This is a genomic window from Nonomuraea sp. SBT364 (genome assembly GCF_001083785.1).
Taxonomy (GTDB): Bacteria; Actinomycetota; Actinomycetes; order Streptosporangiales; family Streptosporangiaceae; genus Nonomuraea.
The window spans coordinates 75,948-100,274 of the sequence record NZ_LAVL01000009.1 but is presented as its reverse complement, the minus strand read 5'-3'; the positions used below and the strand labels follow the sequence as shown (position 1 = coordinate 100,274).

Here is a 24,327-nt window from a genome sequence, read left to right as displayed (position 1 = left end):
CATGGACGAGTTCTTCCTCGCCTCCCCGCGCGGCACGGTGCTGGCCGGCGGGTCGTACTTCGCGGTGCCCCCATCGGCCCGCAAGAACGCGCTCGCCGACCTGCCCGCACGGGCGAGCGGCGCGCTCGGGGTGGCGCTGGCGGCGGGCCACACCGCGCCGGTCGTGGTGGGGGCGATCCCGTTCGCGCCGGACGCCGACGCCGGCCTGTTCGTCCCCCAGTGGGTACGGCACGGGCCGCCGCTGCGGGCCGGCGCCCCGGGGCCGCCGCTCCCCGCCGACCCGGCCGGCACCGAGCAGATCCCGCCGCCCCCGGTCTACGCCGAGGCGGTACGGCTGGCCGTGAAACGGCTGCGGGCCGGTGACCTGGACAAGGTCGTGCTGGCCCGGTCGCTCACCATCCCGTTCGAGGGCGACCTGGCGCCGCTGGTCGAGGCGCTGGCCGAGCGCGACCCCACCGGTTACACGTTCGCCGCCGCGCTGCCCGGCGGGCGCACCCTGCTGGGCGCCAGCCCCGAACTGCTCGTCTCCCGCTCGGGCCGGACCGTGGTGGCCAACCCGCTGGCCGGTTCGGCGCCGCGCGGCGCGGACCCCGGCCACCTGATGACCTCGGCCAAGGACCGGCGCGAGCACGCCCTGGTGGTGGACGCCGTCGCCGCCGCGCTCCGGCCGTACTGCAGCACGCTGTCGGTGCCCGAACAGCCGTCGCTGGTGCCGACCGCCTCGATGTGGCATCTGTCCACCCGCATCGCCGGCGAGCTGGCCGACCCCGCGACCACCTCGCTGGAGCTGGCCGCCGCCCTGCACCCCACCCCCGCCGTCTGCGGCACCCCCACGGACGCCGCCAGGCAGCTCATCGCCGAGCTGGAGCCGTTCGACCGGGGCTTCTACACCGGCCTGGTCGGCTGGCAGGACGCCACCGGCGACGGCGAATGGGTGGTGGCCATCCGCTGCGCGGTCGCCGACGGCACCGCGCTGACCCTGTACGCCGGGGCGGGCATCGTGGCCGACTCCGACCCCGACGCCGAACTCGCCGAGACCTCCGCCAAGTTCCGCACGACGCTGGGAGCGCTGCATGTGGCCCGATGACTACGCCGCCCGCTACCGGGCCGCCGGCTACTGGACCGGCCAGACCTTCGGGGACTGGCTGCGCGAGCTGGCCAAGGAGCACGGTGACCGGGAGGCGGTCGACAGGCTGACCTACGCCGCGCTGGACGCCCGCGCGGACCGGCTCGCCGCCGGGTTGCACGGGCTGGGGCTGCGGCGCGGCGACCGCGTGGTGGTGCAGCTCCCGAACGAGCCGGTGTTCTTCGAGGTGATCTTCGCGCTGTTCCGGCTCGGCGCGCTGCCCGTCTTCGCGCTGCCCGCCCACCGGCTCAACGAGATCACCCACCTGGTCACGCACAGCGAGGCCGCCGCCTACCTGACGACCCGGGCGCTGGAGGTCGCCGCCCCCGCGCCCCGCGTCCTGCACGCCGACGCGCTGCCGTACGAGGACCCGATCGACCTGGACGGGCCGCGCCCCGACGACGTGGCGTTCCTGCAACTGTCCGGCGGCAGCACCGGGCTGCCGAAGCTGATCCCGCGCACCCACGACGACTACCTCTACAGCGTGCGGGCCAGCGCGGAGATCTGCGAGCTGTCCCCGTCCACGGTGTACCTGTGCGCGCTGCCCGTGGCGCACAACTTCCCGATGTCCTCGCCGGGCGTCCTCGGCGTGCTGCACGCGGGCGGGCGGGTGGTGCTGGCGCCGAGGCCGTCGGCGGAGGTCGCGTTCTCGCTGATCGAACGGGAACGGGTGACGATCACCGCTGTGGTGCCGCCGCTGGCGCTGCTGTGGCTGGACGCCGCCGGGCGCACCGGCCGCGACCTGTCCAGCCTGGAGGTGCTGCAGGTGGGCGGCGCGAAGCTGGCCGCCGAGACCGCCCGCCGGGTGCGGCCCGAGCTCGGCTGCCGGCTCCAGCAGGTGTTCGGGATGGCCGAGGGGCTGGTCAACTACACGCGCTCCGACGACCCGGACTTCATCGTGGAGACCACCCAGGGCCGGCCCATCTCGCCCGACGACGAGATCCTCGTGGTCGGCGCCGACGACAGGCCCGTCGCCCCCGGCGAGGTCGGCCACCTGCTCACGCGCGGCCCGTACACGATCCGCCGCTACTACCGCGACTCCGACCCCGGCGCGTTCACCCCCGACGGGTTCTACCGGACCGGCGACCTGGTCCGCCTCACGCCCACCGGCCACCTCGTCGTCGAGGGGAGGGCCAAGGAGGTCATCAACCGGGGCGGCGAGAAGGTGTCGCCCGAGGAGGTCGAGAGCCACCTGCTGGCACACCCGCGGGTCCGGGACGCGGCCGTGGTCGCCGTGGCGGACCCGTACCTGGGGGAGCGCAGCCACGCCTTCGTGCTCCATCGCGGGCCCGTCACCGTGGCCGAGGTCAGGGCGTTCCTGCGGGAACGCGGGCTGGCCGCGTACAAGATCCCCGACCGGATCGAGTTCGCCGGCGAGTTCCCCGTCACCGGGGTCGGCAAGACCAGCAAGAAGGACCTGCGAGCCGCGCTGCGCGCGCGTGCGGAAGGAGAATCCTGACATGGGACTGCCCGTCATCGAGCCGTACCCGCTGCCGACGCGACCGCCCGAGGGCCGGGTCGGCTGGCAGCTCGACCCCGGCCGTGCCGCGCTGCTCGTCCATGACATGCAGAACCACTTCCTCGCCCCGTTCCGGGCCGCGCCCATCCCTGAGGTGATCGGCAACATCCAGCGGCTGCGCGAGCACTGCGCCGACGCCGGGATGCCGGTGCTGTACTCGGCCCAGCCGGGGGCGCAGCGGCCCCAGCAGCGCGGGCTGCTGACCGACTTCTGGGGGCCGGGGCTCGGCGCCGAGCCGTTCGCGGCGGCGATCGTGGACGAGCTGAAGCCGGAGGACCCGGGCGCCGTGCTGACCAAGTGGCGCTACAGCGCCTTCGTCCGGACCGACCTCGCCGAGCGGCTGGACGGGCGCGACCAGCTCATCCTGGTCGGGGTCTACGCGCACATCGGGGTGCTGACCACCGCGCTGGACGCGTTCATGCGCGACATCCAGCCGTTCGTGGTGGCCGACGCCGTGGCGGACTTCTCGCTCGGCCATCACGAGTCGGCGCTGGACTACGCCGCCTCGCGGTGCGCGCGGGTCGTCAGCACCGGGCAGATCGTGGGGGGCTCGTGAGCGACGAGGAGTTGCGTTCGTACCTGGGGGAACTGCTCGGCGAGCCGCCCGGTCCCGACGACGACCTGCTGGAGCTGGGGATGGACTCGATCCGGCTGATGGCCGTCGCCGACCGGCTCGGCGCGGACTTCGCCGACCTGGCCGAGCGGCCCACGCTGCGGGCCTGGGGAGAGCTGATCCGTGGCTGAGCCGCTGACGGCCGCGCAGCACGGCATCTGGACGGGGCAGGCGCTGTCGCCGGGGAGCCCGATGTACAACGCGGGGGAGTACGTGGACATCCGGGGCTCTCTGGACGTCCGGCGCTTCGAGGCCGCGCTGCGGGAGGTGATCGGGGCGGCTCCGGCGTTGCATGCCGTGTTCTCCGAGGCTGGACAGGTTGTCCGGGTGGTGGACGGGTGGCCGTTGCGCCGGGTCACGGTGTCCTCCGTGGAGGAGGCCGAGGGGTGGATGCGGGAGGATCTGGAGGTCTGCGCGGATCTGGCCGCCGGGCCGCTGTTCGCGCAGGCACTGATCCGGGTCGCGGAGGATCGGCACCTCTGGTACCAGCGGATTCATCACATCGCGGCTGACGGGTACGCGTTCTCGCTGCTGGCCAGACGGGTGGCGGACGTGTGTTCGGGGCGTCCCGGCGGATTCGGGTCGTACGGGGCCGTGCTGGAGGAAGCGGCCGTTTACGAGCACGGTCTGGCGGCCGGCGACCGGTCCGGGAGGCTGGAGCGGTTGACGGGCCAGCGGGAGCGGGATCGGCGCTACTGGGAGGAACGGTGTGCCGGGATGCCGGCGCCGCCGCTGACGGCCCCGGCCGCGCCGGTGAGCGGCGAGGTCCATCGGCGCACCGCGAAGCTGCCCGGCCGGGTGCCGCCGGAGGTCGCCGTCGCCGTCACCGCGGCCTACCTGCATGCCCGGACCGGGGCGCCCGAGGTCGTGCTCGGGCTGCCGGTCATGAACCGGCTCGGCTCCGCGGCGCTCAAGGTGCCGTGCATGGCCATGAACATCGTGCCGCTCCGGGTGCCCGTCTCGCCGTCGGCCACCCTGTCCTCGCTGGCCGCGCACGTGGCCGGGGAGATCAGGCTCGGCCGGCCGCACCACCGCTACCGGTACGAGTGGCTGCGGCGCGACCTGGGGCTCGTGGGCGGTGACCGGCGGCTGTTCGGGCCGGTGGTGAACGTGCTGCCGTTCGGCTACGACCTGCGGTTCGGGGAGGCTCGCGGGACCGTGCACAACGTGTCGGCCGGGCCCGTGGAGGACCTGTCGATCGCCGTGTCGGACCGGGGCGGGCCGTGCGCGGACTTCGACGCCAGCGCCGCCGCCTACTCCCGCGAGGAGCTGGACGCCCACGCCGACGCCTGGCTCTCCCTCCTCCAGGAGCTGACCGCCGACCCCGGCCAGCCACTGTCCCGCGCGTGGACCCCGCCGCCCGGCGTCGTCGGCGGCGCCGCGCCCGCGGGCACCGGGCCCGCGGTGCTCGACGGTGGGCCGTTGCCGGTGCCGGCCGTGCCCGTCGCGCACCTGATCGCCGCCCAGGCCGCCGCCACCCCCCATGCCGTCGCGGTCGAGCAGGCGGGCCGGCGCCTCACGTACCGGGACCTGCTGACGTCGGCGAGGAGCTTCGCCGACGAGATCGCCGGGGCGTCCCTGGTGGCGATCATGCTTCCCCGGGGCTTCGACGCCGTCACCGCCATCGTCGGCGCCATCCTGAGCGGCGCCGCGTACCTGCCGCTGGACCCCGCCTGGCCGCAGTCCCGCATCGACGGCATCCTCGCCGCCGCCCGCCCCGGCGTCCTCGTCACCGCCGCCGGGGTGGAGCGGCTGGAAGGGGCCCGTTCGGGCCCCGGGCTCGCGTACGTCATGTACACCTCGGGCTCCACCGGCCGCCCCAAGGGCGTGGCCGTCGGTCAGGAGGCCCTGGCCCACTTCGTCGCGGGCGCCACCAGCGTGTACGGGATCGGTGCGGACGACCGGGTGCTGCAGTTCGCGCCGCTGCACTTCGACGCCTCGGTGGAGGAGATCTTCCTGACCCTGTGCGCCGGGGCGACACTGGTGCTGCGGACCGACGAGATGCTGCAGTCCGTCGGGCGGCTCCTCCAGGCGTGCGCCGACCTGGGCGTGACGGTGCTCGACCTGCCGACGGCGTTCTGGCACGAGGTCGCCTACGCGCTGTCCACGGGGACCGCTGGATTGCCGCCCGGCGTCCGCACGGTGATCATCGGGGGTGAGGCGGCTCTGCCGGAGCGGGTCGCTCGCTGGCACGCCGCGGTGCGCGGCTCCGCACGCCTGTTCAACACCTACGGCCCCACCGAGGCCACGGTCGTGGCGACGGTGGCGGAGCTCGTCCCCGGGGATCCCGACGTGCCCATCGGCAAGCCCCTGCCCGGGGTGCGGGCGGCGGTCGTGGACGGTGAGCTGGTGCTGATGGGCGGCGGGCTGGCCCGCGGCTACCTGGACGCGCCGTTCGACGGTCATGAGGGTGAGGCCGCCTACCGCACCGGTGACCGGGTCCGGCTCCGGTCCGATGGGCAGTTGGTGCATCTGGGGCGTATCGACGACGAGTTCAAGATCAGCGGGCACCGGGTGGACCCGGGCGAGGTCGAGTCCGCCCTGCTCCTGCACCCCGGCGTCCGCGAGGCGGCGGTGGTGGGGCAGGTGCTCGACGGCGGAGCCAAGCGCCTGGTGGCCCACGTCGTCCCGGTCGAGCCGGTCCCGGCGGCCGATCTCCGGCGGCACCTCGCCGGGCTGCTGCCCGCGGCGGTGATCCCCTCCGCTTATGTCTTCGCCGCCGCCCTCCCCAGGACCACCTCGGGCAAGATCGACCGGTCCCTCCTCCGGGAGACGGCGGCCGAGGCGGCCCCCCAGGGCGGCGACGGCCTGGAGCGGGTGGTGATAGGCGTGTGGGAGGAGGTCCTGGGAGCCACCGGGATCACCCCGGCCGACGACTTCTTCCAGCTGGGCGGCCAATCGCTGCAGACCATCCAGGTCGTCAACCGGCTCGCCGCCGAACTGGGCCACGACGTACCGGCGACCCTGCTCTTCCGCCACCCGACGGCCTCGGCCTTCGCCGCCGCCCTCCCCACGCGTACCCCGACCACGCCCGCCCCGGCCGAGGCCGCCTCACCCGCGACCGCCACGGCGGAGTCCGCCGGTACGAGCGTGCCGGCGCACGTCGCGGACGCCGTGCTCCCCCCGGAGGTCCGCCCCCGCGCGATCCCCTCCACCCGGCCGCCGACGTACCTGCTCACGGGCGCGACCGGCTTCGTGGGCGCACACCTGCTGTCGGAGCTGCTCAGCGCCACGGACGCCCGCATCGCCTGCCCCGTCCGAGCCGCCGACGAGCCCGCAGCCCTCCGACGCCTGGCGGACGCCCTGGCGGCCCAGGACCTGCCGGAGATCCCCCGAGGACGAGTCCTCCCCATCCCCGCAGACCTCACCCGGACCGAACTGTCCGGCGACTACCAGGCCGTCTACCACAACGCCGCCGTCGTGAGCGTGACGCGCCCGTACAGCAGCATGCGCGCCGCCAACGTCACCGCCACCCTCGACCTGCTCCGCCTGGGAGTCCCGTTCCACTACATCTCCACCCTGGCCGTTGCCGCCCCAGGACCGGACGTGCCCGAGGAGTACGTCCCCCCGCATCCCGGCCTGCGCGACGGCTACACCCAGTCCAAGTGGGCGTCGGAAGAGCTCGTCCGCCAGGCGGCGGAACGCGGCCTGCGCGCCGCCGTCTACCGCCTGGGCCGGGTCGCGGGCGCGCACGGTCACGTCAACCCGGGCGACCTGTTCTGGCGCATCGTCCGAGCCGCCGTCCTCGCCGGCGCCCGCCCCGACCTGGACCTCGCCGAGCCCTGGACCCCCGTGGACTACGCGGCCCGCGCCGTCGTCACCCTCTCGCGCACGGGCTCCACCGGCGTCCACAACCTGGCCCCGCTCCCGCCCATCCACCTCGCCGAGGCCATGGACTGGATCGCGCAGGACGGCTACGACCTGCCGGTCGTCCCGCTGCCGGACTGGGTACGCCGGGTCAGGGACGGCGACCCCGAATCCGCGGCCACGGCCACCTTCTTCGACCTGACCACCGGACCGCCCCCCGCCATGGGACACATCCACGCGGAACGATCGGCAGGGATCGCCTGCCCGCCCATCGACCGCGACACGATGCGCCGCCACCTCGCCCACTGCCGGGCGACCGGCCTCCTGCCTCCGAAGGGAACCGCATGCTGACCAGCACGTCCCGGGTGGAAACCGACCGCGCCTCCCGCTACCTCGTCCAGCTCTGCAAGCACTTCGCCCGCAAGGTGCCGGCGGAATGGACGGACGAGAAGGGCACGGCCACGTTCGACTGGGGCACCTGCGCCCTGCTGGCCCGGCCGGACGCCCTCCACCTGGCCATCGAGGCCCCGGACGAGGAGAGCCTGGACCGCGTACGGTACGTGGTCACCGACCACCTGGAACGCTTCGGCACCCGGGACAACCTGACGGTCGTCTGGTCCGCTTAGCCGGGCACGGGCTGCGACACGGTCGCATCAGGGACGTCCCTGATCTGTACGGTCCCCATGCCATCAATGGTGCCCGCGAACGGCCTTTGTGCATGATCCCTAAAGGGGAAGGTGGGGGCGGAAGGGGTGGATGCCCGGCTCGACGAAGGAGTAGTCGCGCGCTTCGGCGACCAGGCCGTCTTCGTCGAAGCGCAGCAGCGTGATGCCCGCGATCGCCAGCGGCCCGTCGGCGTAGTGGCTCTGCGCCCAGTACTCCACCGCCGCGTGGCCGTCGGTCACCAGCGGCTCGCCGAAGCGGCACACCGTCGGCTCGACCTCGTCCTTGAACACGTCCTCCAGGTAGCGCCGCAGCCCGTCCCTGCCCTCGTGGACGGGACGGAAGGGGGAGGCCCAGTGCAGGCCGTCGGGAGCCTGCAGCGCCACGATGGCGTCGGCGTCCTTGGCCGGCCACGCCTCCTGCCACACCCGCGCCCACCGCCGAGCGGCCTCCATGACGTCCATGCGTGATTCCTTCCGTCGAGTTCGGAGGGCACCGACGCTACTTGGGGAACTCTCAATGCTCCTCAAGGAGTTCGGCAGCGGCCTTGGAATCCATGACATTGGACCAGGCTTGTTCGGCAGGGAGCAGGTCACGTCCGGGCAACGCGTACTCAGGAAACCAGCCACCCGGATCGCAGCCGGGAACCCGTTCAAGAATCATCGCAGTCAGGTTGACCGGAACAGAGCCGGTTATCCGGATAGCCACGTAGGTCTCATTGCCGTCGTCGCCGCGTATCAGGACGCCGAGCCGGAAGCCCGGGTAGTCAGCGGTGTGCTCGTGACCGTCCTGCAGAGAGCCGCGGGCCAGATCACGGATCTCGGTATTGAGCCGCAGAATGAAGCGCGTGGCGGCTTCGAGCCGATAGCGATCGTGATCGTCGTCATTCGGAAGCAGATGGCGACTGCAGGTGGAGGTAGTGAGGCGCTGGTCGTGCTCGCTGTTGTAGCGCGATCGAGCCGCCTTCCCGCGGCTTTCCAATCTGGCGTAGAAGTCATCGCTGGAGCCGTCCTCACGACTGCCGGCAGCAACCAACCAGCTCCGGACCTCATCGTCGGGTCCGCTGGTCCAGACGGCGCCGCGCCAGCGCCGCACTTTCACCTTGAACAGGACGACGTCGTCAATGGCGCGGATGCGCTCATGCGTGGTGCCGGGCTCGGCGAACTGCTCAGATGCCTTATCCAGCAGGGGGTGGGTGATCGAGTCCAAGGAAACCTGGGCGGATGGGAGGGGCAGACCCAGGTCGTTGCGCAGGGCGCGGATGGTGGGGCGTACGCGCCGCACAGGAGTCATTCCTCCCAGTCGCCCGTACCACCGAGTTCGCTGATGCGCTCGGGGGGCAAATCCGTGAGCAGGGACACGCTGGAGCTCAGAGAGCCGTCCAGCACTTTCATCGACTCGAGCATGCCGCGGCGGATGTTCTCCCGCTGCTGTTCCAGATAGACGCGGACGGCGGCCGCGACAAGGTCCTTCTTTGTCACGCCGAGGAAGTGGGCGCCTTGGGAGATGAGCTCGTCGGTCGCTGGGTCAACTTTCAGAGGCGATTGACGCTGCGGTGCGTGCGGTGGAGCCATGGATACCATGATACCCAAGTACCTCAGGCGCAGCCGTTGAGAGTGCCCTTCGGGCGCCCTTCAGGAGATGATCAGCTCCGCCTGCCGCGAGTCCTGGGACTTGCCGGCCGGCCACAGGTACGTCCCGGGCCGGCGGCGCTCCAGGCGCAGCGAGCCCACGGTGAACCGGCACACCTGCTCCTTGACCCACGCCGCGACCCGCCCCCGCAGCACCAGTTCCTTGGGCGAGTCGTCGTACCGGACGAACTGGATGACGCCGTCGCGGCGGCCGATGCTGACGCACTGGATGAGGTAGCGGAACCGGAACGGCCGGGCCGGGCGCCCGGCGGCGCGGGCGTTGACGACGTCGGCGGCGTGCGCGGCGATCGGCATCCCGACCGCGCAGGACATGCGGGACTCGCCGGCGCCCGGGATGGGGACGGCCGCCGCGTCGCCGACGACGTAGACGTCCGGGTGCGACACCGACCGCATCGTCGCGTCCACCAGCGCCCGGCCCCGGGAGTTCACGGCCAGGCCGGCCTCGGCGGCGAGCGCCGGGACGGTGAACGAACCCGCCCAGACGATGACATCGGCGGAAATGTCGCCACCAGATGTGTGGACGGTCCCCGCCGACACGCCCGACGCGCGGACGCCGTACCTCGTCGCGACCCCGAGCCGGGCCAGCGCCCGCGCGAGGTGCCTTCGGCCGCGCGCCGACAGCCTCGGCTCCGCCGCCGACACCAGCGTGACCTTCCACGCCGGGTACGCCTCGGCCAGCTCGGCCGCCATCTCGACGCCGGTCAGCCCACCGCCGACCACCGCCACCTCACCCCCGGTCGCCGCCCCACCGACGGCCGCCGTTCCGCCGGCGGCCGCCACCGCGCCTGCCCCTGTCCCTGTCCCTGTCCCTGCCGTGAGCCGCGTCCGCAGGGCGGCGGCCGACTCGGCGGTGTAGGCGTGCTCGGCCACCCCGGGCACGCCCACGTCGGTGCGGCTGCCGAGCGCGTACACCAGCGTGTCGTAGCCGAACTCCCGCCCGTCCTCCGTGCGCACCACGCGCGCCGACGGATCCAGCCCGGCGACCCGGGCGACGACCGTCTCGATGCCGGTGCCGCGCGTCAGCTCCGCCAGCGGCACCCGCACGGTCGGCCGGCCCGCCGCCAGCTCGTGCAGCCGGATTCGCTGCGTGAAGTGCGCGTCGGCGCTGATCAGGGTGATGTGATGGGTCCGGTCCAGCCGCAGCGCCGCTGTCAGACCCGCGTATCCCGCTCCGATGACCACGATGTTCATACAAGGGAGACGCCGGTGCGGGACAGGACGTCTGAGTGAGGCGTGTCACACGTCCCGCAGCTTGGCGGGATTGCGGACGACGTCGACCCGGACGACGCGGCCGTCGGCGACGCGGAAGGCCATCACGCTGTCCGGGACCCCGTCGGCGTCGCGCACGACCACGCCGGGCGCCCCGTTGACCTCGCGGAACTCGGCCGTCATGCCGTCGAACCAGCGCTCGACCAGGCCCTGGACCAGCTTGGCGACGCGCCCGGAGCCCACGACGGGGACCATCGCGGCCGTGACCACGCCCCCGCCGTCGGCACGCCACTCCACGTCCGGGTCGAGCACCTCGACCAGCCCCTGCAGGTCGCCCGAGGTCGCCGCCGCCGCGAACGCCTCCACCACCTTCAGGTGCGCCGCGCGATCGGCCGTCCCGCGCGGCGCGTACTCCTGGACCCGCGCGCGGGCCCGCGACGCGAGCTGCCGTACGGCCCCGGCGCTGCGCCCGAGGATCTCGCCGATCTCCTCGAACGGCACCGCGAACGCGTCGTGCAGCACGAACGCCGTCCGCTCGGCCGGGGACAGCCGTTCCAGGACGGCGAGCAGGGCGAGGCTGATCGAATCGTCCAGGGTCGCCCGGTCCTCGGGCCCCAGCTCGGTGACGACCGGCTCCGGCAGCCACTCGCCGACGTAGGACTCCCGGCGGGCGCGGGCCGACGTCAGCAGGTCGTAGCAGATCCTGCTGACGATCGTGGTCAGGTAGGCGCGGGCGTCGGTCACGGCCTGCTGGTCGGCCTGCCGCCAGCGCAGCCACGTCTCCTGCACGGCGTCGTCGGCGTCGGTCACGGTGCCGAGGATCCGGTACGCGACGGCCCACAGATGCTCGCGGTGCTCCTCGAACATCAGCTCAGCACCCGCCCCACCATCCGCGCGTACATGCGCCCCGGGCTCGGGGTCTGTGCCAGAAAGCCCGGCAGCATCGGCAGCGACACCGCGAACGGCTCCAGCAGCCGGTAGAGCTCGTCGGCGTCGCGGGGCCGGTCGCCGGGCTTCTTCTCCAGCAACTGCCCGAGCAGCGCGCCCAGCCCGGCGGGCACCCCGGGGACGGCCGGCGGCCGTTCCTTCACCTGTTTCTCGAACACCACGTAGTCGGTGGGCCCGGTGAACAGCTGCCTGCCGGTCAGCATCTCGTGCATCACGCAGCCCAGCGCGTAAAGGTCGCTGCGGGGCTCGGCGATGCCGTGCTGGATCTGCTCGGGTGCCATGTAGGCGGGCGTGCCCAGGATCTGGCCGATGCGGGTGAACGTCGTCACGTCGGCGTCCCGCAGCATCGCCAGCCCGAAGTCCAGCACCTTGACGCTGCCGTCGGGGCACAGCATCAGGTTGGTCGGCTTCAGGTCACGGTGGCAGATCGACAGTGCGTGCGCCGCCGACAGCACCGCGCACGCCTGGGCGGCGATCGCGGCGGCCCACGACACCGGCAGCGGCCCGTGCTCGCTGACCACGTCGGCCACCGTGACGCCCTCGATGAACTGCATCACCTGGAAGAGCCGCTGCTCGTGGGTGCCGAAGTCGTACAGGACGGGCGCGCCGGGGTGCTCCAGCCTGGCCAGGATGCGGGCCTCGCGGATGAAGCGGCGCTCCAGCTCCTGGTCGGGGCCGCTGGGCAGCCTGAGGAGCTTGACCGCGACGCGGCGGTCGAGGTGACGGTCGTGGCCCGCGTAGACGGCGCCCATGCCGCCCTGGCCGAGGGGGAGGTCGTCGAGCTCATAGCGGTCGCCGATGACCATAGTCCCCCTCCCGCTGCCTTCCGGGAAAAACTACACCGTCACGACTGCGGGTGCAGGTGGCCGCCGGTGAGCCCGTCGAGGCCCAGCCGGATCAGCGCCTGGCCCAGCGCGGACGTCTCGCGCAGCGCGTCCTCCAGCACCGCGAGCTGCCTGAACGCCTCGCCGTACGCGCGCTGATCCTTGAGCGAGAGCCTCGGCAGGCGGGTGCGCCGTACGTCGAACCTGCTGGAGCCGGTCGTCGCGCGGCTGCCCGCCGCCCGCAGGAACCCGGCGAGGAAGTCGGCGTCGAGCCGCCGCGAGTCCACCCGGTAGAGCGTGAGGTGCGGGCCCAGCACCATGCCGCCGCCGGTCATCACGCGCACGCTGGAGTAGGAGGCGACGACGTCGCCCGGCTCGATCGCCACCAGCCCCTTCTGCGCGGTGGTCAGGCTCGACGGCGACGTGTCGCCTGCCACGTCGTCGGCCGTGAGCACGGGCACGTCACCGCCCTCGGCGGCCATCCGCGGCGGCGCCTGGAAGACGGTCACCAGGCCCTCCTTGATCAGGTCGCCGATCGTGGTGGCGGGCTGGTCGAGCGGCTCGTCGAGCACCTTGAGGTCGGGCGGCACGGCGGCGGCGGCCAGGAAGCGGTCGCGGGCCTCGGCGAACGCCCGGCCCAGGTCGTCGCGGCGCTGGTGGCGGGCCGGGGTCATGTCGACCTCGTCGGCCAGCAGGTCGATGATCCGCACCGCCTGCCCCGAGCCGTCGGCCAGATAGGCGCGCCAGGCCGGCTCGACGGCGGACATGTCGGCCACCGCGTCGAGGATCAGCACGTCGGACGGTGGGCGCTCGCCGGTCGCCGGGCGGCGCAGCAGCCACAGGTCGGAGCCCGGCAGCGCGATCACCGCGCGCAGCGCGCCGGCCCTGAGCAGGTTGGCGCGGATGCGGCGGCCGGCCTTGCGGCTGGCGGCGGCCGGGGGCATGAGGATGGCCACCAGGCCGCCCGGCTTGACGTGGGTCAGGCAGTGCTGGACCCAGGCCAGCTCCGGCTCGCCCCGGGGCGGCAGCCCGTACTCCCAGCGGGGATCGCCGACCAGTTCCTCGTAACCCCAGGCCCGCTCGTTGAACGGCGGGTCGCAGAGCACGGCGTCGGCCCGGTCGCCGGGGAAGCCGTCGTGGCGCATGGCGTCGCCCGCCACGACCGTCGCCTCGACGCCGCGCAGGCGCAGCCGGGCGGCGGTGATGGCGGCGGACGCCTCGCTCATCTCCTGCCCGAGCGCCCGGACGCCCCCGGCGGCCAGCAGCAGCGTGCCGACCCCGCAGGCGGGATCGAGGACGAGGGGGCCGCCCTCGCCTGCCGAGACCAGGCGGACCATCAGCTCCGCGATGTCGTCGCGGGTGACCGACAGCTGCCGGGAATGGGCCTCCAGATAGCGCTCCACCAGGAACTCGTACGCCGTCAGGGCCCCGTGCCGCTCGGCCAGCTCCGACACGAGCGAGGCGGGCTCGGGCTCCAGGTCGCTCTCGCCGGTGGTCAGCAGGGCCCCGGCCTGCGCGACGACCTCGCCGAGCCGCAAATCGCCCGCCGCTTTCAGGCGTTGCCATGCCCGATCTCCCAGGGAGACCTGGTAGGACTTCCCATAGCGGCGCAGCCACTCCTCGACCTGAGGCAGCGAGAACAACGGCTGGTTGGCGGTGCCGCCGATGGGGGCAGGGAAGTCGTCGTGGCGGCGGCGCCAGTTGCTCACCGCGGCACGCCCGACACCGGCGAGCCGGGCGATGTCCCCGGCGTTCAGGGTCGGGTCGTGGCTCATGGGGCCCAGACTAGTTCAATGGAGTCTTCAGCGCATCTGCTTGTGAAGTCTTTCAACCAGTGATTTACTGCAGGTATGAAGCACAACATCCGCTATGCCGCCGGATCAGACGTGGGCCGCCGCAGGGAGCAGAACGAGGATTCTGGCTACGCGAGCGGCCGGTTGCTCGTGGTGGCTGACGGGATGGGCGGACACGCGGCGGGCGAGCTGGCGAGTTCGGCGGCGATCGCGGTGATGCGCGAGCTGGACGTCACGCTTCCCGAGACGGGCACCGACCTGGAGGCCGCGCTCGAAGGCGCCGTGCACGAGGCCGCGCGCAGACTGGTCGAGCTGGCCGACATCGACCCGGCGCGCAGGGGGATGGGCACCACGGTGACCGCCATGCTGTGGGACGGCTACCGCTTCGCGCTGGCTCATCTCGGTGACTCCCGCGGCTACCTGCTTCGCGATGGTGCTCTCTACCAGATGACCAAGGATCACACACTTGTGCAGTCGATGGTGGACGAAGGCCGCATTACGGAGGATCAAGCCGCAGTGCACCCCCGCCGGTCGATGGTGCTGAGAGTGCTGGGCAGCGAGGGCAGGGCGGAGCCCGACATGGCGCTGCGCGAGGCCGACCCGGATGATCGCTACCTCCTCTGCTCCGACGGGCTCACCACCGTGCTCGGGCCCGAGGTCCTGCACGAGGTGCTGACCACGGTGGCAGACCCGGCGGCGGCCGTCCAGAGGCTGATCGATCTTGCCAACGAGGGCGGTTCGCCCGACAACGTGACGGTCATCGTGGCCGACGTGGTCGCGGCCGGCGCGGGCGACACGCAGGTCTACCGGGTGGGCGCTGGGGCATAATCCGGACACCTGTCCCACCAGCCACAAGACCGTTATTTCCCCTCATGGCTAGACACTTTCGGAATGCTGTGCGCGTGGTCGTGATGCCGCTATTACAGTCCATCGTGATCTGCCACATTTCTGGGGGGAGTCGAGCTGGACCCGATCGCGGAAGAGTTACTCGCCACCGTCCGTAAGGAACTCGGCTACCGGGAGAAGTCCGGCCAGCACACCAAGTTCGGCCACTGGTATGCCGGACACGTAGGGGATCCGCAGTACAAGAACGCCGCCTGGTGCGACATGTTCATCGCCTGGGCCGCCGACAAGGCGGACATCGGCGCATACGTAGGCCAGTTCGCCTGGACACCCTCCCACGCGGTCTGGTTCATCAAACAGGGCGCCTGGACGCGCGAACCCGAGCCCGGAGCCCTGGTCTTCTTCGACTGGCGCGGCGGTGACAGCTACAAGGGCGTCGACCACGTCGGGATCGTCGAACGCGTCGAAGGCAAGAAGATCCACACGATCGAGGCCAACGTGGACCGCGTCTGGCTCAAGCGCAAGGTTCGCGAGACGGACAAGGTCGTCGGCTACGGGCTGCCGCGCGTCGTCAAGGCCAACGCCGAACTGAGCGAGATCCGCACCACCCAGCAGCCGTTCCCCCTCCGTGAGCGCCGCGAACCGCCGGCCGCCTCGCCGCTCGACGCCCTGGGCGGGCCGCTGGCGCTGCTCGCCGTCATCATCGTGACCACCGTGGTGGTCGCCTTCCGCGTCGCCGGCCGCCGCGGTGGCCACCGCCGGCTCACCCGCCCGTGGAACGCGCCAACCGCCCCGGAAAGCCCCCGGTCACCGGCGGGGGGGGGGGGGGGGACGGGCGAAGCCCCGTACCACCCGGAGCCCGAGGCCCGGCGGGCGCGCGTGCCCGTGGGCGCGGCCCCGGCCAAGGGCGGCCCCACCCGCCGCAGACCGTACGACCCGAGGACGTAGGGCGTCCGGGCGGAGGTCAGGGGGCTTCGGCGCAACCTGTCGCCGAGAGGGTGCCGTTCCAGGAGAAGGCCGTGCGGCAGACGTAGTCACCCGCCGCGGCGCCCGAGAAGACGCTGACCGCGACGTCGACGTACCCGGCGCCGGTGCAGCTCCAGGCGTTCAGGGCGCCCTCCTGTGAGCCGGGTTCGCCGAAGAAGCACGCGTGCGATCCGGCCGCCTGCGCCGGGCTCGCGAACGAGAGCGAGGCCAGCCGTGCGGCGGCGGCGACGGGGACGAGGCGATGGACGCGCATGCCCCGACGGTACGAGCGGCGGCCGGGCCGGTGAAGGTGCGTCCGTCACCACTACGTGTGTGTTTTTCACGTTTGGCGGAGCTCACTCGCCGAGTTCGATGACCACCTTCACGTCCTGGCCGCGGTCGAAGGCCTCCGGGGCGCGGTCCAGGGGGAGGCGGCGGGTGATGAGGCGTTCCAGCCAGGCGGCGTCCGCCTGGGAGAGGGCGTCGGCGGCGGCGCGGTAGTGGCGCAGGTTGGCGTTGACGGTGCCGAACACCACGTCGTTCTCCAGCACGATGTCGCGGTTGATCTGCCCCGCGTCGGCGCTGAGGAGCCGGCCGCCGCTGGAGACGCCGGCCAGGCAGACGATGCCCGCGGCCGCGGTGTTGAGCATGGCGTCGAAGACGAGAGGCCCGGCGCCGGTGCATTCGAGGATGATGTCCGGCTTGAAGCCGACGGCCTTCAGGTCACTGGCCGCGTGGTAGGTGGCGCCGAGATCGGCGACGAGCGCGGGTTTGAGGCCGTCCGCGGCGCGGTCCAGGACGTGCACCTCCAGACCGCGCTGATGGGCGAGCAGGGCGGCGAGCAGGCCGATGGGCCCGGCGCCGGTGACGAGGACCGTGCGCGGCTCGAACCAGGCGCGGGAGCCGATGCGTTCGATGTGCTCCCACGCCTTGGCCACCACGGAGGCGGGCTCGACGAGGACGCCGAGGGTGCCCAGCCCGGGGTCGAGCTTGACGGCGTAGGCGGCCTCGACGGTCCAGCGTTCGCTGCCGTAGCCGTCGCGCTCCTTGATGCCGCGTTCGGTGTATTCGCCGTTGCGGCACATGTCGAACTCGCCCCGGGCGCACGCGCCGCACGGCTCGGGGTCGGGGCGGCGGACGACGCCGACGACCAGGTCGCCGGGGGAGTAGGCGGAACCTTCCGGAACCTGGAGCACCCGGCCGAGCGATTCGTGGCCGAGGATCATCGGATCCTCGCGCGGCCAGCCGTACTCGCCGGAGATCAGCTCCCGGTCCGTCCCGCATATGCCCAGCGCCAGGCCCTGGACGAGCAGGTCGCCCGCCCCCGGCTCCGGCTCGGGAACGTCTGTGATGCCGAGCGTGCCCTGCTTGCCCGGCACGAATGTGATCGCACGCATGCCTCACCCCTACCCACCGGGGCGCCTTGGGAATTAATAGGACGTCCTAGTATCTTCGAATCAGGGCCCCACGAAGGAGTGATCAGGCGTGCACGTTCCGGTCAACCCGGTCCGATTCGTGACAGCGGCAGCGCTGTTCGACGGCCACGACGCGGCCATCAACATCATGCGGCGCATCCTGCAGACCCAGGGCGCCGAGGTGATCCACCTCGGGCACAACCGATCGGTGGACGAGATCGTCACCGCCGCCATCCAGGAGGACGTCCAGGGCGTGGCGATCAGCTCGTACCAGGGCGGGCACGTGGAATTCTTCTCCTACCTGGTGGATCTGCTGCGCGAGCGCGGCGCCGGGCACGTCAAGGTGTACGGCGGCGGCGGCGGGGTGATCGTGCGGGACGAGATCGACCTGCTGCACGCGCGCGGCGTCACGCGCATCTTCTCCCCGGAGGACGGGCAGCGGCTCGGCCTGCCCGGGATGATCAACAAGCTGATCGAGGAGTGCGACACCGAGCCGGCCGGCGCCCCGTCGGTCGAGGCCGTGGTCTCGGGCGACCAGGCGGCGCTGGCCAGGACGATCACCCTCATCGAGGCGGGCCGCGCGCCGGCCGGGCTGGTCGAGGGGGTGCGGGCGGCGGGCCGGACGGCGCCGGTGCTGGGCATCACCGGGACCGGCGGGTCCGGGAAGTCGTCGCTCACCGACGAACTGGTGCGCCGGCTGCGTGTGGACAACGACGACAAGCTGCGCATCGCGGTCATCGCCATCGACCCGACGCGGCGGCGCGGCGGCGGCGCGCTGCTGGGCGACCGGATCAGGATGAACAGCCTGAGCCCGCAGACGTACTTCCGGTCCCTGGCCACCCGGGGCGCGCCCAACGAGGTGCCCGCCTGCCTGGACGACGTGATCGCCGCCTGCCGGGCCGCCGGGTACGACCTGGTGGTGGTGGAGACGCCCGGCATCGGCCAGGGCGACGCGGGCATCGTGCCGCACGTGGACGTGCCGATCTACGTGATGACGCCGGAGTTCGGCGCGGCGTCCCAGCTTGAGAAGATCGACATGCTGGACTTCGCCGAGGCCGTGGTGATCAACAAGTACGAGCGGCGCGGGGCCGAGGACGCGCTGCGCGACGTGCGGCGGCAGCTCGTGCGCAACCGGGAGGCGTTCGGCGTCTCCCCGGACGAGATGCCGGTCTTCGGGACGATCGCGGCCCGCTACAACGACGCCGGGGTCACATCGCTGTACCAGTATCTCAAGGAGCTGCTGGTGGACAAGGGCATGCCGGCCGGCCCCGGGCTGCTCGCGCCGGTGCGCGGGCGTACGTCCCAGGCGTCGGCGGCGATCGTGCCGCCGGGCCGGGTGCGCTACCTCGCGGAGATCGCCGAGACCGTGCGCGGCTACCACGAGGAGACCCGGGCGCAGGCGGAGGTGGCCCGCCGCCGCCAGCAGCTCGCCGCCGTCAGCGCGCTCCTCGAGGACGGCCGGCTCGACGAGCTCTCCGCCAGGGCGGAGGCGGAGCTGAGCGACGAGAGCCGCGCCCTGCTGGAGAGCTGGCCCGCCACCAAGGAGCAGTACACGGCCGACGAGCTCGTGGTGAAGGTGCGGGACCGGGAGATCCACACGCCGCTGTGGCGCGAGACGCTGTCGGGCAACCGCATCCCGAGGGTCGCGCTGCCGCGTTACGAGGACCACGGGGAGCTGATCAGGTTCCTGCGGAGCGAGAACCTGCCGGGCAGGTTCCCGTTCACGGCGGGGGTGTTCGCGTTCAAGAGGGACGACGAGGACCCGACCAGGATGTTCGCCGGAGAGGGCGACCCGTTCCGCACGAACCGGCGCTTCAAGCTGCTGTCCGAGGGCCAGCCGGCGACGCGGCTGTCGACGGCGTTCGACTCGGTGACGCTGTACGGGAACGACCCGGACCTGCGGCCCGACATTTACGGAAAAGTCGGTACGTCGGGGGTGTCGATCGCGACGCTCGACGACATGAAGGCGCTCTACGACGGCTTCGACCTGTCCGCACCCAGCACGTCGGTGTCGATGACCATCAACGGCCCGGCCCCGACGATCCTGGCCTTCTTCCTCAACGCCGCCGTCGACCAGGCGCTCCAGCGCTTCCGCGACGAGCACGGCCGCGAGCCCGGGGGCGAGGAGGCCGCCGCGCTGCGGGCCGGGACGCTGGCCACGGTCAGGGGCACGGTCCAGGCCGACATCCTCAAGGAGGACCAGGGCCAGAACACCTGCATCTTCTCCACCGAGTTCTCGCTGCGGATGATGGCCGACATCCAGGAGTGGTTCATCCGCAACGGGGTGCGCAACTTCTACTCGGTGTCGATCTCCGGCTACCACATCGCCGAGGCGGGCGCGAACCCCATCAGCCAGCTCGCCTTCACCCTGGCCAACGGCTTCACCTACGTGGAGGCGTACCTGGCCAGGGGGATGGACATCGACGACTTCGCGCCGAACCTGTCGTTCTTCTTCTCCAACGGCATGGACCCCGAATACAGCGTGCTCGGCCGGGTGGCGCGCCGCATCTGGGCGGTGGCGATGCGCGAGCGCTACGGCGCGGCCGAGCGGTCGCAGAAGCTGAAGTACCACATCCAGACCTCGGGCCGCTCCCTGCACGCCCAGGAGATGAACTTCAACGACATCCGCACCACCCTGCAGGCCCTGATCGCCGTCTACGACAACTGCAACAGCCTGCACACCAACGCCTTCGACGAGGCGGTCACCACCCCGTCGGCCGATTCGGTGCGCCGCGCGATGGCGATCCAGATGATCATCAACCGCGAGTGGGGCCTGGCGCGCAACGAGAACCCGCTGCAGGGCGCGTACATCATCGACGAGCTCACCGACCTGGTGGAGGAGGCGGTGCTGCGCGAGTTCGAGCGGCTGTCGGACCGCGGCGGCGTGCTCGGCGCGATGGAGACCGGCTACCAGCGCGGCAAGATCCAGGACGAGTCCATGCTGTACGAGACCCGCAAGCACGACGGGTCGCTGCCGATCATCGGGGTCAACACGTTCCGCAACCCGGGCGGCGACGAACCCGGGCCGCACAAGCTGGAGCTGGCCAGGGGCACCGAGGAGGAGAAGCGCTCGCAGCTCGACCGGCTGCACGCCTTCCACGAGAGCAACCGGGCCGAGGCCCCGGCCGCGCTGGCCAGGCTGCGGGAGGCGGCGATGTCCGACGGCAACGCGTTCGAGGTGCTGATGGAGGCGGCCCGGGTCTGCTCGCTGGGGCAGATCACCGACGCGCTGTTCGAGGCGGGAGGCCAGTACCGGCGCAACGTCTGAGTGGCGGGCTCGCGCCAGGGCGGGTTCTCGCCAGCGGAGGAATATTCCGGATCTACCGGCATTGCCGGTAGATCCATCTCATGCCCCTCAACAGGAAGCTCCCCGGCGTGCTCGCCGTCGCTCTCGCGGCGAGCGCGCTGGCCGCCCCGCCGGCGGCGCACGCGGAAACACCACCGGAGCCCGCACCTCAGGGCTCCGGGCACACCGTCACCCTCCTCACCGGCGACCGCGTCCATTACGTGGACGGCCCCGGCGACCAGGACGTCGTCACCGTCGAGCGCCCCACCGGCGCGCAGGGCGGCGTCCAGGTCCAGCGGTCCGGCGGCGACACCTACGTGCTGCCGGACGAGGCGCTGCCGCTGGTCGCGGCCGAGCGCCTGGACCTGCGGCTGTTCAACGTCAGCGACCTGGTCGAGATGGGCTACGACGACGCCCGCGTGCCGGGTCTGCCCGTGATCACCACCTACGAGGGCGCGGCCCCGCGCTCGGCTCCCGCCGGGGCCGAGGTCGTGCGCCCGCTGCCCAGCGTCGGCGGCGCCGCGCTGCGCGTGGGCAAGGACCCGCGCCCGTTCTGGAACGCGATCGCCGGTGGGCGCACCAGGCTGGCCGGCGGCCTCGGCAGAATCTGGCTGGACGGCAAGGCCAGGGCCTCGCTGAAGGAGAGCGTGCCGCAGGTCGGCGCACCGCAGGCGTGGGCCGCCGGGTTCGACGGCACCGGCGTCAAGGTCGCCGTGCTCGACACCGGCATCGACACCGCGCACCCGGACCTGAAGGACCAGATCGCCGAGACCACGAGCTTCGTGCCCGGCGAGGAGGTCACCGACGTCAACGGCCACGGCACGCACGTCGCCTCCACGGTCGCGGGCACCGGCGCGGCGTCCGGCGGCGCGAACAAGGGCGTCGCGCCCGGCGCCGACCTGGTGATCGGCAAGGTGCTCGCCGACGACGGCTACGGCCAGGACTCGTGGATCATCGCGGGCATGGAGTGGGCCGCGGCCCGGGCCAAGGTCGTCAGCATGAGCCTGGGCAGCGACATCCCCGACGGCGGCGACGACCCGATGGCGCTGGCGGTGGACAACCTGTCCAAGCGGACCGGCGCGCTGTTCGTGATCGCGGCGGGCAACAGCTACGGCGAGGGCACGATCGGCGCCCCGGGTTCCGCCGCCTCCGCACTCACCGTGGCCGCGGTGGACAAGTCGGACAACCGTGCCGACTTCTCCAGCATGGGGCCGCTCTACAAGACCTACGGGCTCAAGCCGGACCTGTCCGCGCCCGGCGTGGCGATCAACGCCGCGCACTCGTCGCACCACACCGGGTCGAGCGGGCCGTACTGGAGCCTGGACGGCACCTCGATGGCCACCCCGCACGTGGCCGGGGCGGCCGCCATCCTGGCCCAGCGGCACCCGGACCGGACCGGGCAGCAGCTCAAGGACACGCTGATGAGCTCGGCCAAGGAGCTCGCGTACACGCCGTACGAGCAGGGCGTCGGACGGCTGGACGTGGCGGCGGCCGTCGGGGCCGCGGTGACGGCGACCGGCTCGGTGCCGGCCGCCTTCTTCGACTGGCCGCACGCGGCCGACGACCCCAAGGCCGAGCGGAAGATCGTCTACCGCAACGACGGCGACGCCGACGTGGCGCTCGACCTGGCGGTGACCGGCTCCGGCGCGGTCACGCTGTCGGCGCCGAAGGTGACCGTGCCGGCGCGCGGCACGGCCGAGGTCACGCTCACCGTCGACCCGGCGGGGCTGGCTCCGGACACCAGGGTGTCGGGCCTGGTGACGGCCACCGCCGGCGACTTCGTGGTGCGTACCGGGTACGGCGCGGCCAAGGAGCGCGAGCTCTACGACCTGACGCTGAAGCTGCGCGACCGCGACGGCGAGCCCGCCTCCGGCACCGTGGTGCTGGGCGACGCCAGGACCGGCGACATGTACCCGTACGCGGTGGAGGGCGAGCGCTTGCTGCGCCTGCCGCCCGGCAACTACCTGGCCTTCTCGCTGCTGGAGGTCAAGGGCGAGCGGCCGGACGCGCGCGGCATGGCGATGCTGGTCGCCCCGGAGACCCTGCTCGACGGCGACACCGAGCTCGTGCTCGACGCGAGCGAGGCCAGGCCGGTCACCGTCACCACGCCCAAGCCCACCGAGCACCGCCAGCAGCACCTGGACTTCGTCCGGGCGCTGCCCGACACCCCGGGCATGCGGCTCGGGTACATGCTGCCCATCTGGTACGAGAGCGTCTACGTCTCGCCCACGAAGAAGGTCACGCAGGGCTCCTTCGACTACCTGACCCGCTGGCGCCGGGGCGAGCCCGCGCTGACGCTGGACGTGCCCGGCCGTCCCGAACTGGTGGCGACCGTGCAGGGTGGCGGCCCGCTCACCGAGGGCCGCACCCGGCTGGTGACGGTCGCCGCGGGCAAGGGCGCGGCGCAGGACTACGCCGGCATCGACGCCAAGGGCAAGGCCGTCGTCGTGACCCGCAGCGCCGAGGTGCCCGCCGAGGAGCGCGCCAGGCAGGCCATGGCGGCCGGCGCCGCGCTGCTCGTCGTCGTCAACGACGAGCCGGGCCGGCTCTACGAGTTCTACGGCGAGGGCGTGACGATCCCGGTCGTCCTGGTCCCGCGTGACGGCGCCGGAGGGCTCGCCGGCACCCGTGCCGTGGTCGAGCAGCGGCCCTACGCGTCCTACCTGTACGACCTGGTGGACGTGCACCGGGGCGCCATCCCGGACCGCGACCTCGATCACCGGCCGCGCGACCTGGCCCGGGTGCGCGGCGTCTACAACGGCGGCGCCGCCGGCCAGGAGGGCGGCGGGTTCCGCTACAACCTCGTGGACGGCTGGGGTCCGGCCATCGGCTTCCGCGAGCGCGAGTTCTTCCCCGCCGAACGCACCGAGTGGGTCTCCACGCCCAAGGGCGTCAGCTGGTACGAGTCGCACTTCATCGGCGACGACGGCTGGGAGATGCGCCAGACGCCGCAGACCTACCGGGCGGGCCAGCGGGTCACGCACGAGTGGTTCGGCCCGGTCGTCAGGCCGAGGCTCGGCACCGAGTACTGGGGCCCGTTCCGCGAGCCGGACGGCGGCTTCCAGTTCAACATCCCGCCGCTCTCGGACGGGACTCCCGGCCACTCCGGTGGCGGCGGCGACGAGTACGGCACCATGTCCATCGGCTTCTACCAGGGCGACAAGCTGCTCAAGAAGGCCGCGGGACGCGCGATGGTCTACTGGGACGGCCTGCCCTCGGAGGCGACGCCGTACAAGGTGACCCTCGACGTCGACCGGGACGCCGCCACGTGGCGTACCTCCACCCGCACCCACACGGAGTGGAGTTTCGTCTCGGCGGCGCCCGACCCGGACGGCCCCTACCGGACCGACGTCCCGATGATGCAGCTCGACTACGACGTCAAGCGGCTCGGCCCGCTGGCGAAGATCACCATCTCCGGCACCACGCAGGAGTGGCTGCCCTCGCCCAGCAGGGCGACGAAGGCGACGCTGTCGGTCTCCCATGACGACGGCGCCACCTGGCGGAAGGCCGCCCTGGTGCCCAGCGGCAAGGGCACGTGGACGGCGCTGGTGCGCGGCGGCACGCTCTCGCTGAAGGCCACGGCCGCCGACGGGAAGGGCAACACCGTCAGCCAGGAGATCATCCGAGCGATTGTCGGCTAGATAACCGTGTTGTCACGATTCG

The 24,327-nt window shown here is 72.5% G+C and carries 19 protein-coding genes; 10 read left to right on the top strand and 9 right to left on the bottom strand.

Annotated features, from left to right (window positions below):
* Window position 1: 1 nt before the first annotated feature.
* From ADY59_RS07145 to ADY59_RS07120, 6 genes are read left to right on the top strand one after another with little or no spacing between them, the layout of a single operon-like run.
* Window positions 2–1,087: an isochorismate synthase gene (locus tag ADY59_RS07145; protein ID WP_082309920.1), complete on the top strand. Its 1,086-nt coding sequence runs from the start codon at window positions 2–4 to the stop codon at window positions 1,085–1,087.
* Window positions 1,074–2,585, top strand: a complete 1,512-nt coding sequence (locus ADY59_RS07140) for a (2,3-dihydroxybenzoyl)adenylate synthase (RefSeq protein ID WP_049559212.1) — start codon at window positions 1,074–1,076, stop codon at window positions 2,583–2,585. Before ADY59_RS07145 ends, ADY59_RS07140 begins: the two co-directional genes overlap by 14 nt.
* 1 nt (window position 2,586) lies before the next feature.
* Window positions 2,587–3,201 carry an isochorismatase family protein gene (locus ADY59_RS07135; RefSeq protein ID WP_049559209.1) on the top strand — a complete coding sequence of 205 codons (615 nt, stop codon included), beginning with the start codon at window positions 2,587–2,589 and terminating at the stop codon, window positions 3,199–3,201.
* On the top strand, window positions 3,198–3,389 hold the full coding sequence (locus ADY59_RS07130) for a phosphopantetheine-binding protein (protein WP_082309919.1): 192 nt from the start codon (window positions 3,198–3,200) through the stop codon (window positions 3,387–3,389). The genes ADY59_RS07135 and ADY59_RS07130 overlap by 4 nt, the downstream gene beginning before the upstream one ends.
* Window positions 3,382–7,416, top strand: a complete 4,035-nt coding sequence (locus ADY59_RS07125; RefSeq protein ID WP_049559206.1) for a thioester reductase domain-containing protein — start codon at window positions 3,382–3,384, stop codon at window positions 7,414–7,416. Before ADY59_RS07130 ends, ADY59_RS07125 begins: the two co-directional genes overlap by 8 nt.
* Entirely contained in the window at window positions 7,410–7,691 is a 282-nt protein-coding gene (locus ADY59_RS07120; RefSeq protein ID WP_049559204.1) for a DUF2218 domain-containing protein, read from the top strand. The genes ADY59_RS07125 and ADY59_RS07120 overlap by 7 nt, the downstream gene beginning before the upstream one ends.
* Before the next feature lie 99 nt (window positions 7,692–7,790).
* Here ADY59_RS07120 and ADY59_RS07115 read toward each other — a convergent pair whose 3' ends face one another.
* The 7 genes from ADY59_RS07115 to ADY59_RS07085 are packed head-to-tail and all read right to left on the bottom strand — an operon-like array spanning window position 7,791 to window position 14,136.
* Window positions 7,791–8,192 (bottom strand): nuclear transport factor 2 family protein, encoded by a 402-nt coding sequence (locus ADY59_RS07115; RefSeq protein ID WP_049559201.1) that lies wholly within the window; start codon window positions 8,190–8,192, stop codon window positions 7,791–7,793.
* A 52-nt stretch (window positions 8,193–8,244) separates the two neighbouring features.
* A complete protein-coding gene (locus tag ADY59_RS07110; protein WP_049559199.1) occupies window positions 8,245–9,012 on the bottom strand; it encodes a hypothetical protein in 768 nt (255 codons plus the stop codon).
* Between the two features lie 5 nt (window positions 9,013–9,017).
* Window positions 9,018–9,302, bottom strand: a complete 285-nt coding sequence (locus ADY59_RS07105; RefSeq protein ID WP_049559271.1) for a hypothetical protein — start codon at window positions 9,300–9,302, stop codon at window positions 9,018–9,020.
* A 60-nt stretch (window positions 9,303–9,362) separates the two neighbouring features.
* Window positions 9,363–10,571 carry an NAD(P)/FAD-dependent oxidoreductase gene (locus ADY59_RS07100; protein ID WP_082309916.1) on the bottom strand — a complete coding sequence of 403 codons (1,209 nt, stop codon included), beginning with the start codon at window positions 10,569–10,571 and terminating at the stop codon, window positions 9,363–9,365.
* Between the two features lie 45 nt (window positions 10,572–10,616).
* Window positions 10,617–11,456 carry an RNA polymerase sigma factor SigJ gene (gene sigJ, locus ADY59_RS07095; RefSeq protein ID WP_049559193.1) on the bottom strand — a complete coding sequence of 280 codons (840 nt, stop codon included), beginning with the start codon at window positions 11,454–11,456 and terminating at the stop codon, window positions 10,617–10,619.
* Window positions 11,456–12,343 (bottom strand): serine/threonine-protein kinase, encoded by an 888-nt coding sequence (locus ADY59_RS07090; RefSeq protein WP_049559190.1) that lies wholly within the window; start codon window positions 12,341–12,343, stop codon window positions 11,456–11,458. The genes sigJ and ADY59_RS07090 overlap by 1 nt, the downstream gene beginning before the upstream one ends.
* A 38-nt stretch (window positions 12,344–12,381) precedes the next feature.
* Window positions 12,382–14,136 carry an HsdM family class I SAM-dependent methyltransferase gene (locus ADY59_RS07085; protein WP_049559187.1) on the bottom strand — a complete coding sequence of 585 codons (1,755 nt, stop codon included), beginning with the start codon at window positions 14,134–14,136 and terminating at the stop codon, window positions 12,382–12,384.
* Window positions 14,137–14,211: 75 nt separating this feature from the next.
* Between ADY59_RS07085 and ADY59_RS07080 the strand changes: the two genes are divergently transcribed.
* Both ADY59_RS07080 and ADY59_RS47425 read left to right on the top strand, forming a co-directional pair.
* On the top strand, window positions 14,212–14,982 hold the full coding sequence (locus ADY59_RS07080) for a PP2C family protein-serine/threonine phosphatase (RefSeq protein ID WP_049559184.1): 771 nt from the start codon (window positions 14,212–14,214) through the stop codon (window positions 14,980–14,982).
* A gap of 120 nt (window positions 14,983–15,102) precedes the next feature.
* On the top strand, window positions 15,103–15,945 hold the full coding sequence (locus ADY59_RS47425) for a CHAP domain-containing protein (protein WP_331459472.1): 843 nt from the start codon (window positions 15,103–15,105) through the stop codon (window positions 15,943–15,945).
* A gap of 16 nt (window positions 15,946–15,961) precedes the next feature.
* On the opposite strand, the gene ADY59_RS07070 is transcribed toward ADY59_RS47425, so the two are convergent.
* Together ADY59_RS07070 and ADY59_RS07065 are read right to left on the bottom strand one after the other, a co-directional pair.
* A complete protein-coding gene (locus tag ADY59_RS07070) occupies window positions 15,962–16,237 on the bottom strand; it encodes a hypothetical protein (protein ID WP_049559181.1) in 276 nt (91 codons plus the stop codon).
* Between the two features lie 82 nt (window positions 16,238–16,319).
* Window positions 16,320–17,360: a glucose 1-dehydrogenase gene (locus ADY59_RS07065; protein ID WP_049559179.1), complete on the bottom strand. Its 1,041-nt coding sequence runs from the start codon at window positions 17,358–17,360 to the stop codon at window positions 16,320–16,322.
* A gap of 88 nt (window positions 17,361–17,448) precedes the next feature.
* Between ADY59_RS07065 and icmF the strand changes: the two genes are divergently transcribed.
* Together icmF and ADY59_RS07055 are read left to right on the top strand one after the other, a co-directional pair.
* Window positions 17,449–20,646 carry a fused isobutyryl-CoA mutase/GTPase IcmF gene (gene icmF, locus ADY59_RS07060; protein WP_049559177.1) on the top strand — a complete coding sequence of 1,066 codons (3,198 nt, stop codon included), beginning with the start codon at window positions 17,449–17,451 and terminating at the stop codon, window positions 20,644–20,646.
* 80 nt (window positions 20,647–20,726) lie between these two features.
* Window positions 20,727–24,305, top strand: coding sequence for a S8 family peptidase (locus ADY59_RS07055; RefSeq protein WP_049559175.1), 3,579 nt, complete (start codon window positions 20,727–20,729; stop codon window positions 24,303–24,305).
* Window positions 24,306–24,327: the final 22 nt, after the last annotated feature.

Bases quoted from the DNA above. Each gene is read 5' to 3' on its own strand.
- ADY59_RS07070 (WP_049559181.1), bottom strand. From the start codon at position 16,237: ATGCGCGTCCATCGCCTCGTCCCCGTCGCCGCCGCCGCACGGCTGGCC.
- sigJ (WP_049559193.1), bottom strand. From the start codon at position 11,456: ATGTTCGAGGAGCACCGCGAGCATCTGTGGGCCGTCGCGTACCGGATC.
- ADY59_RS07120 (WP_049559204.1), top strand. From the start codon at position 7,410: ATGCTGACCAGCACGTCCCGGGTGGAAACCGACCGCGCCTCCCGCTAC.
- ADY59_RS07140 (WP_049559212.1), top strand. From the start codon at position 1,074: ATGTGGCCCGATGACTACGCCGCCCGCTACCGGGCCGCCGGCTACTGG.
- ADY59_RS07105 (WP_049559271.1), bottom strand. From the start codon at position 9,302: ATGGCTCCACCGCACGCACCGCAGCGTCAATCGCCTCTGAAAGTTGAC.
- ADY59_RS07100 (WP_082309916.1), bottom strand. From the start codon at position 10,571: ATGAACATCGTGGTCATCGGAGCGGGATACGCGGGTCTGACAGCGGCG.
- ADY59_RS07135 (WP_049559209.1), top strand. From the start codon at position 2,587: ATGGGACTGCCCGTCATCGAGCCGTACCCGCTGCCGACGCGACCGCCC.
- ADY59_RS07090 (WP_049559190.1), bottom strand. From the start codon at position 12,343: ATGGTCATCGGCGACCGCTATGAGCTCGACGACCTCCCCCTCGGCCAG.
- ADY59_RS07145 (WP_082309920.1), top strand. From the start codon at position 2: ATGGACGAGTTCTTCCTCGCCTCCCCGCGCGGCACGGTGCTGGCCGGC.
- ADY59_RS07085 (WP_049559187.1), bottom strand. From the start codon at position 14,136: ATGAGCCACGACCCGACCCTGAACGCCGGGGACATCGCCCGGCTCGCC.
- ADY59_RS07115 (WP_049559201.1), bottom strand. From the start codon at position 8,192: ATGGACGTCATGGAGGCCGCTCGGCGGTGGGCGCGGGTGTGGCAGGAG.
- ADY59_RS07080 (WP_049559184.1), top strand. From the start codon at position 14,212: ATGAAGCACAACATCCGCTATGCCGCCGGATCAGACGTGGGCCGCCGC.
- ADY59_RS07055 (WP_049559175.1), top strand. From the start codon at position 20,727: ATGCCCCTCAACAGGAAGCTCCCCGGCGTGCTCGCCGTCGCTCTCGCG.
- ADY59_RS07065 (WP_049559179.1), bottom strand. From the start codon at position 17,360: ATGCGTGCGATCACATTCGTGCCGGGCAAGCAGGGCACGCTCGGCATC.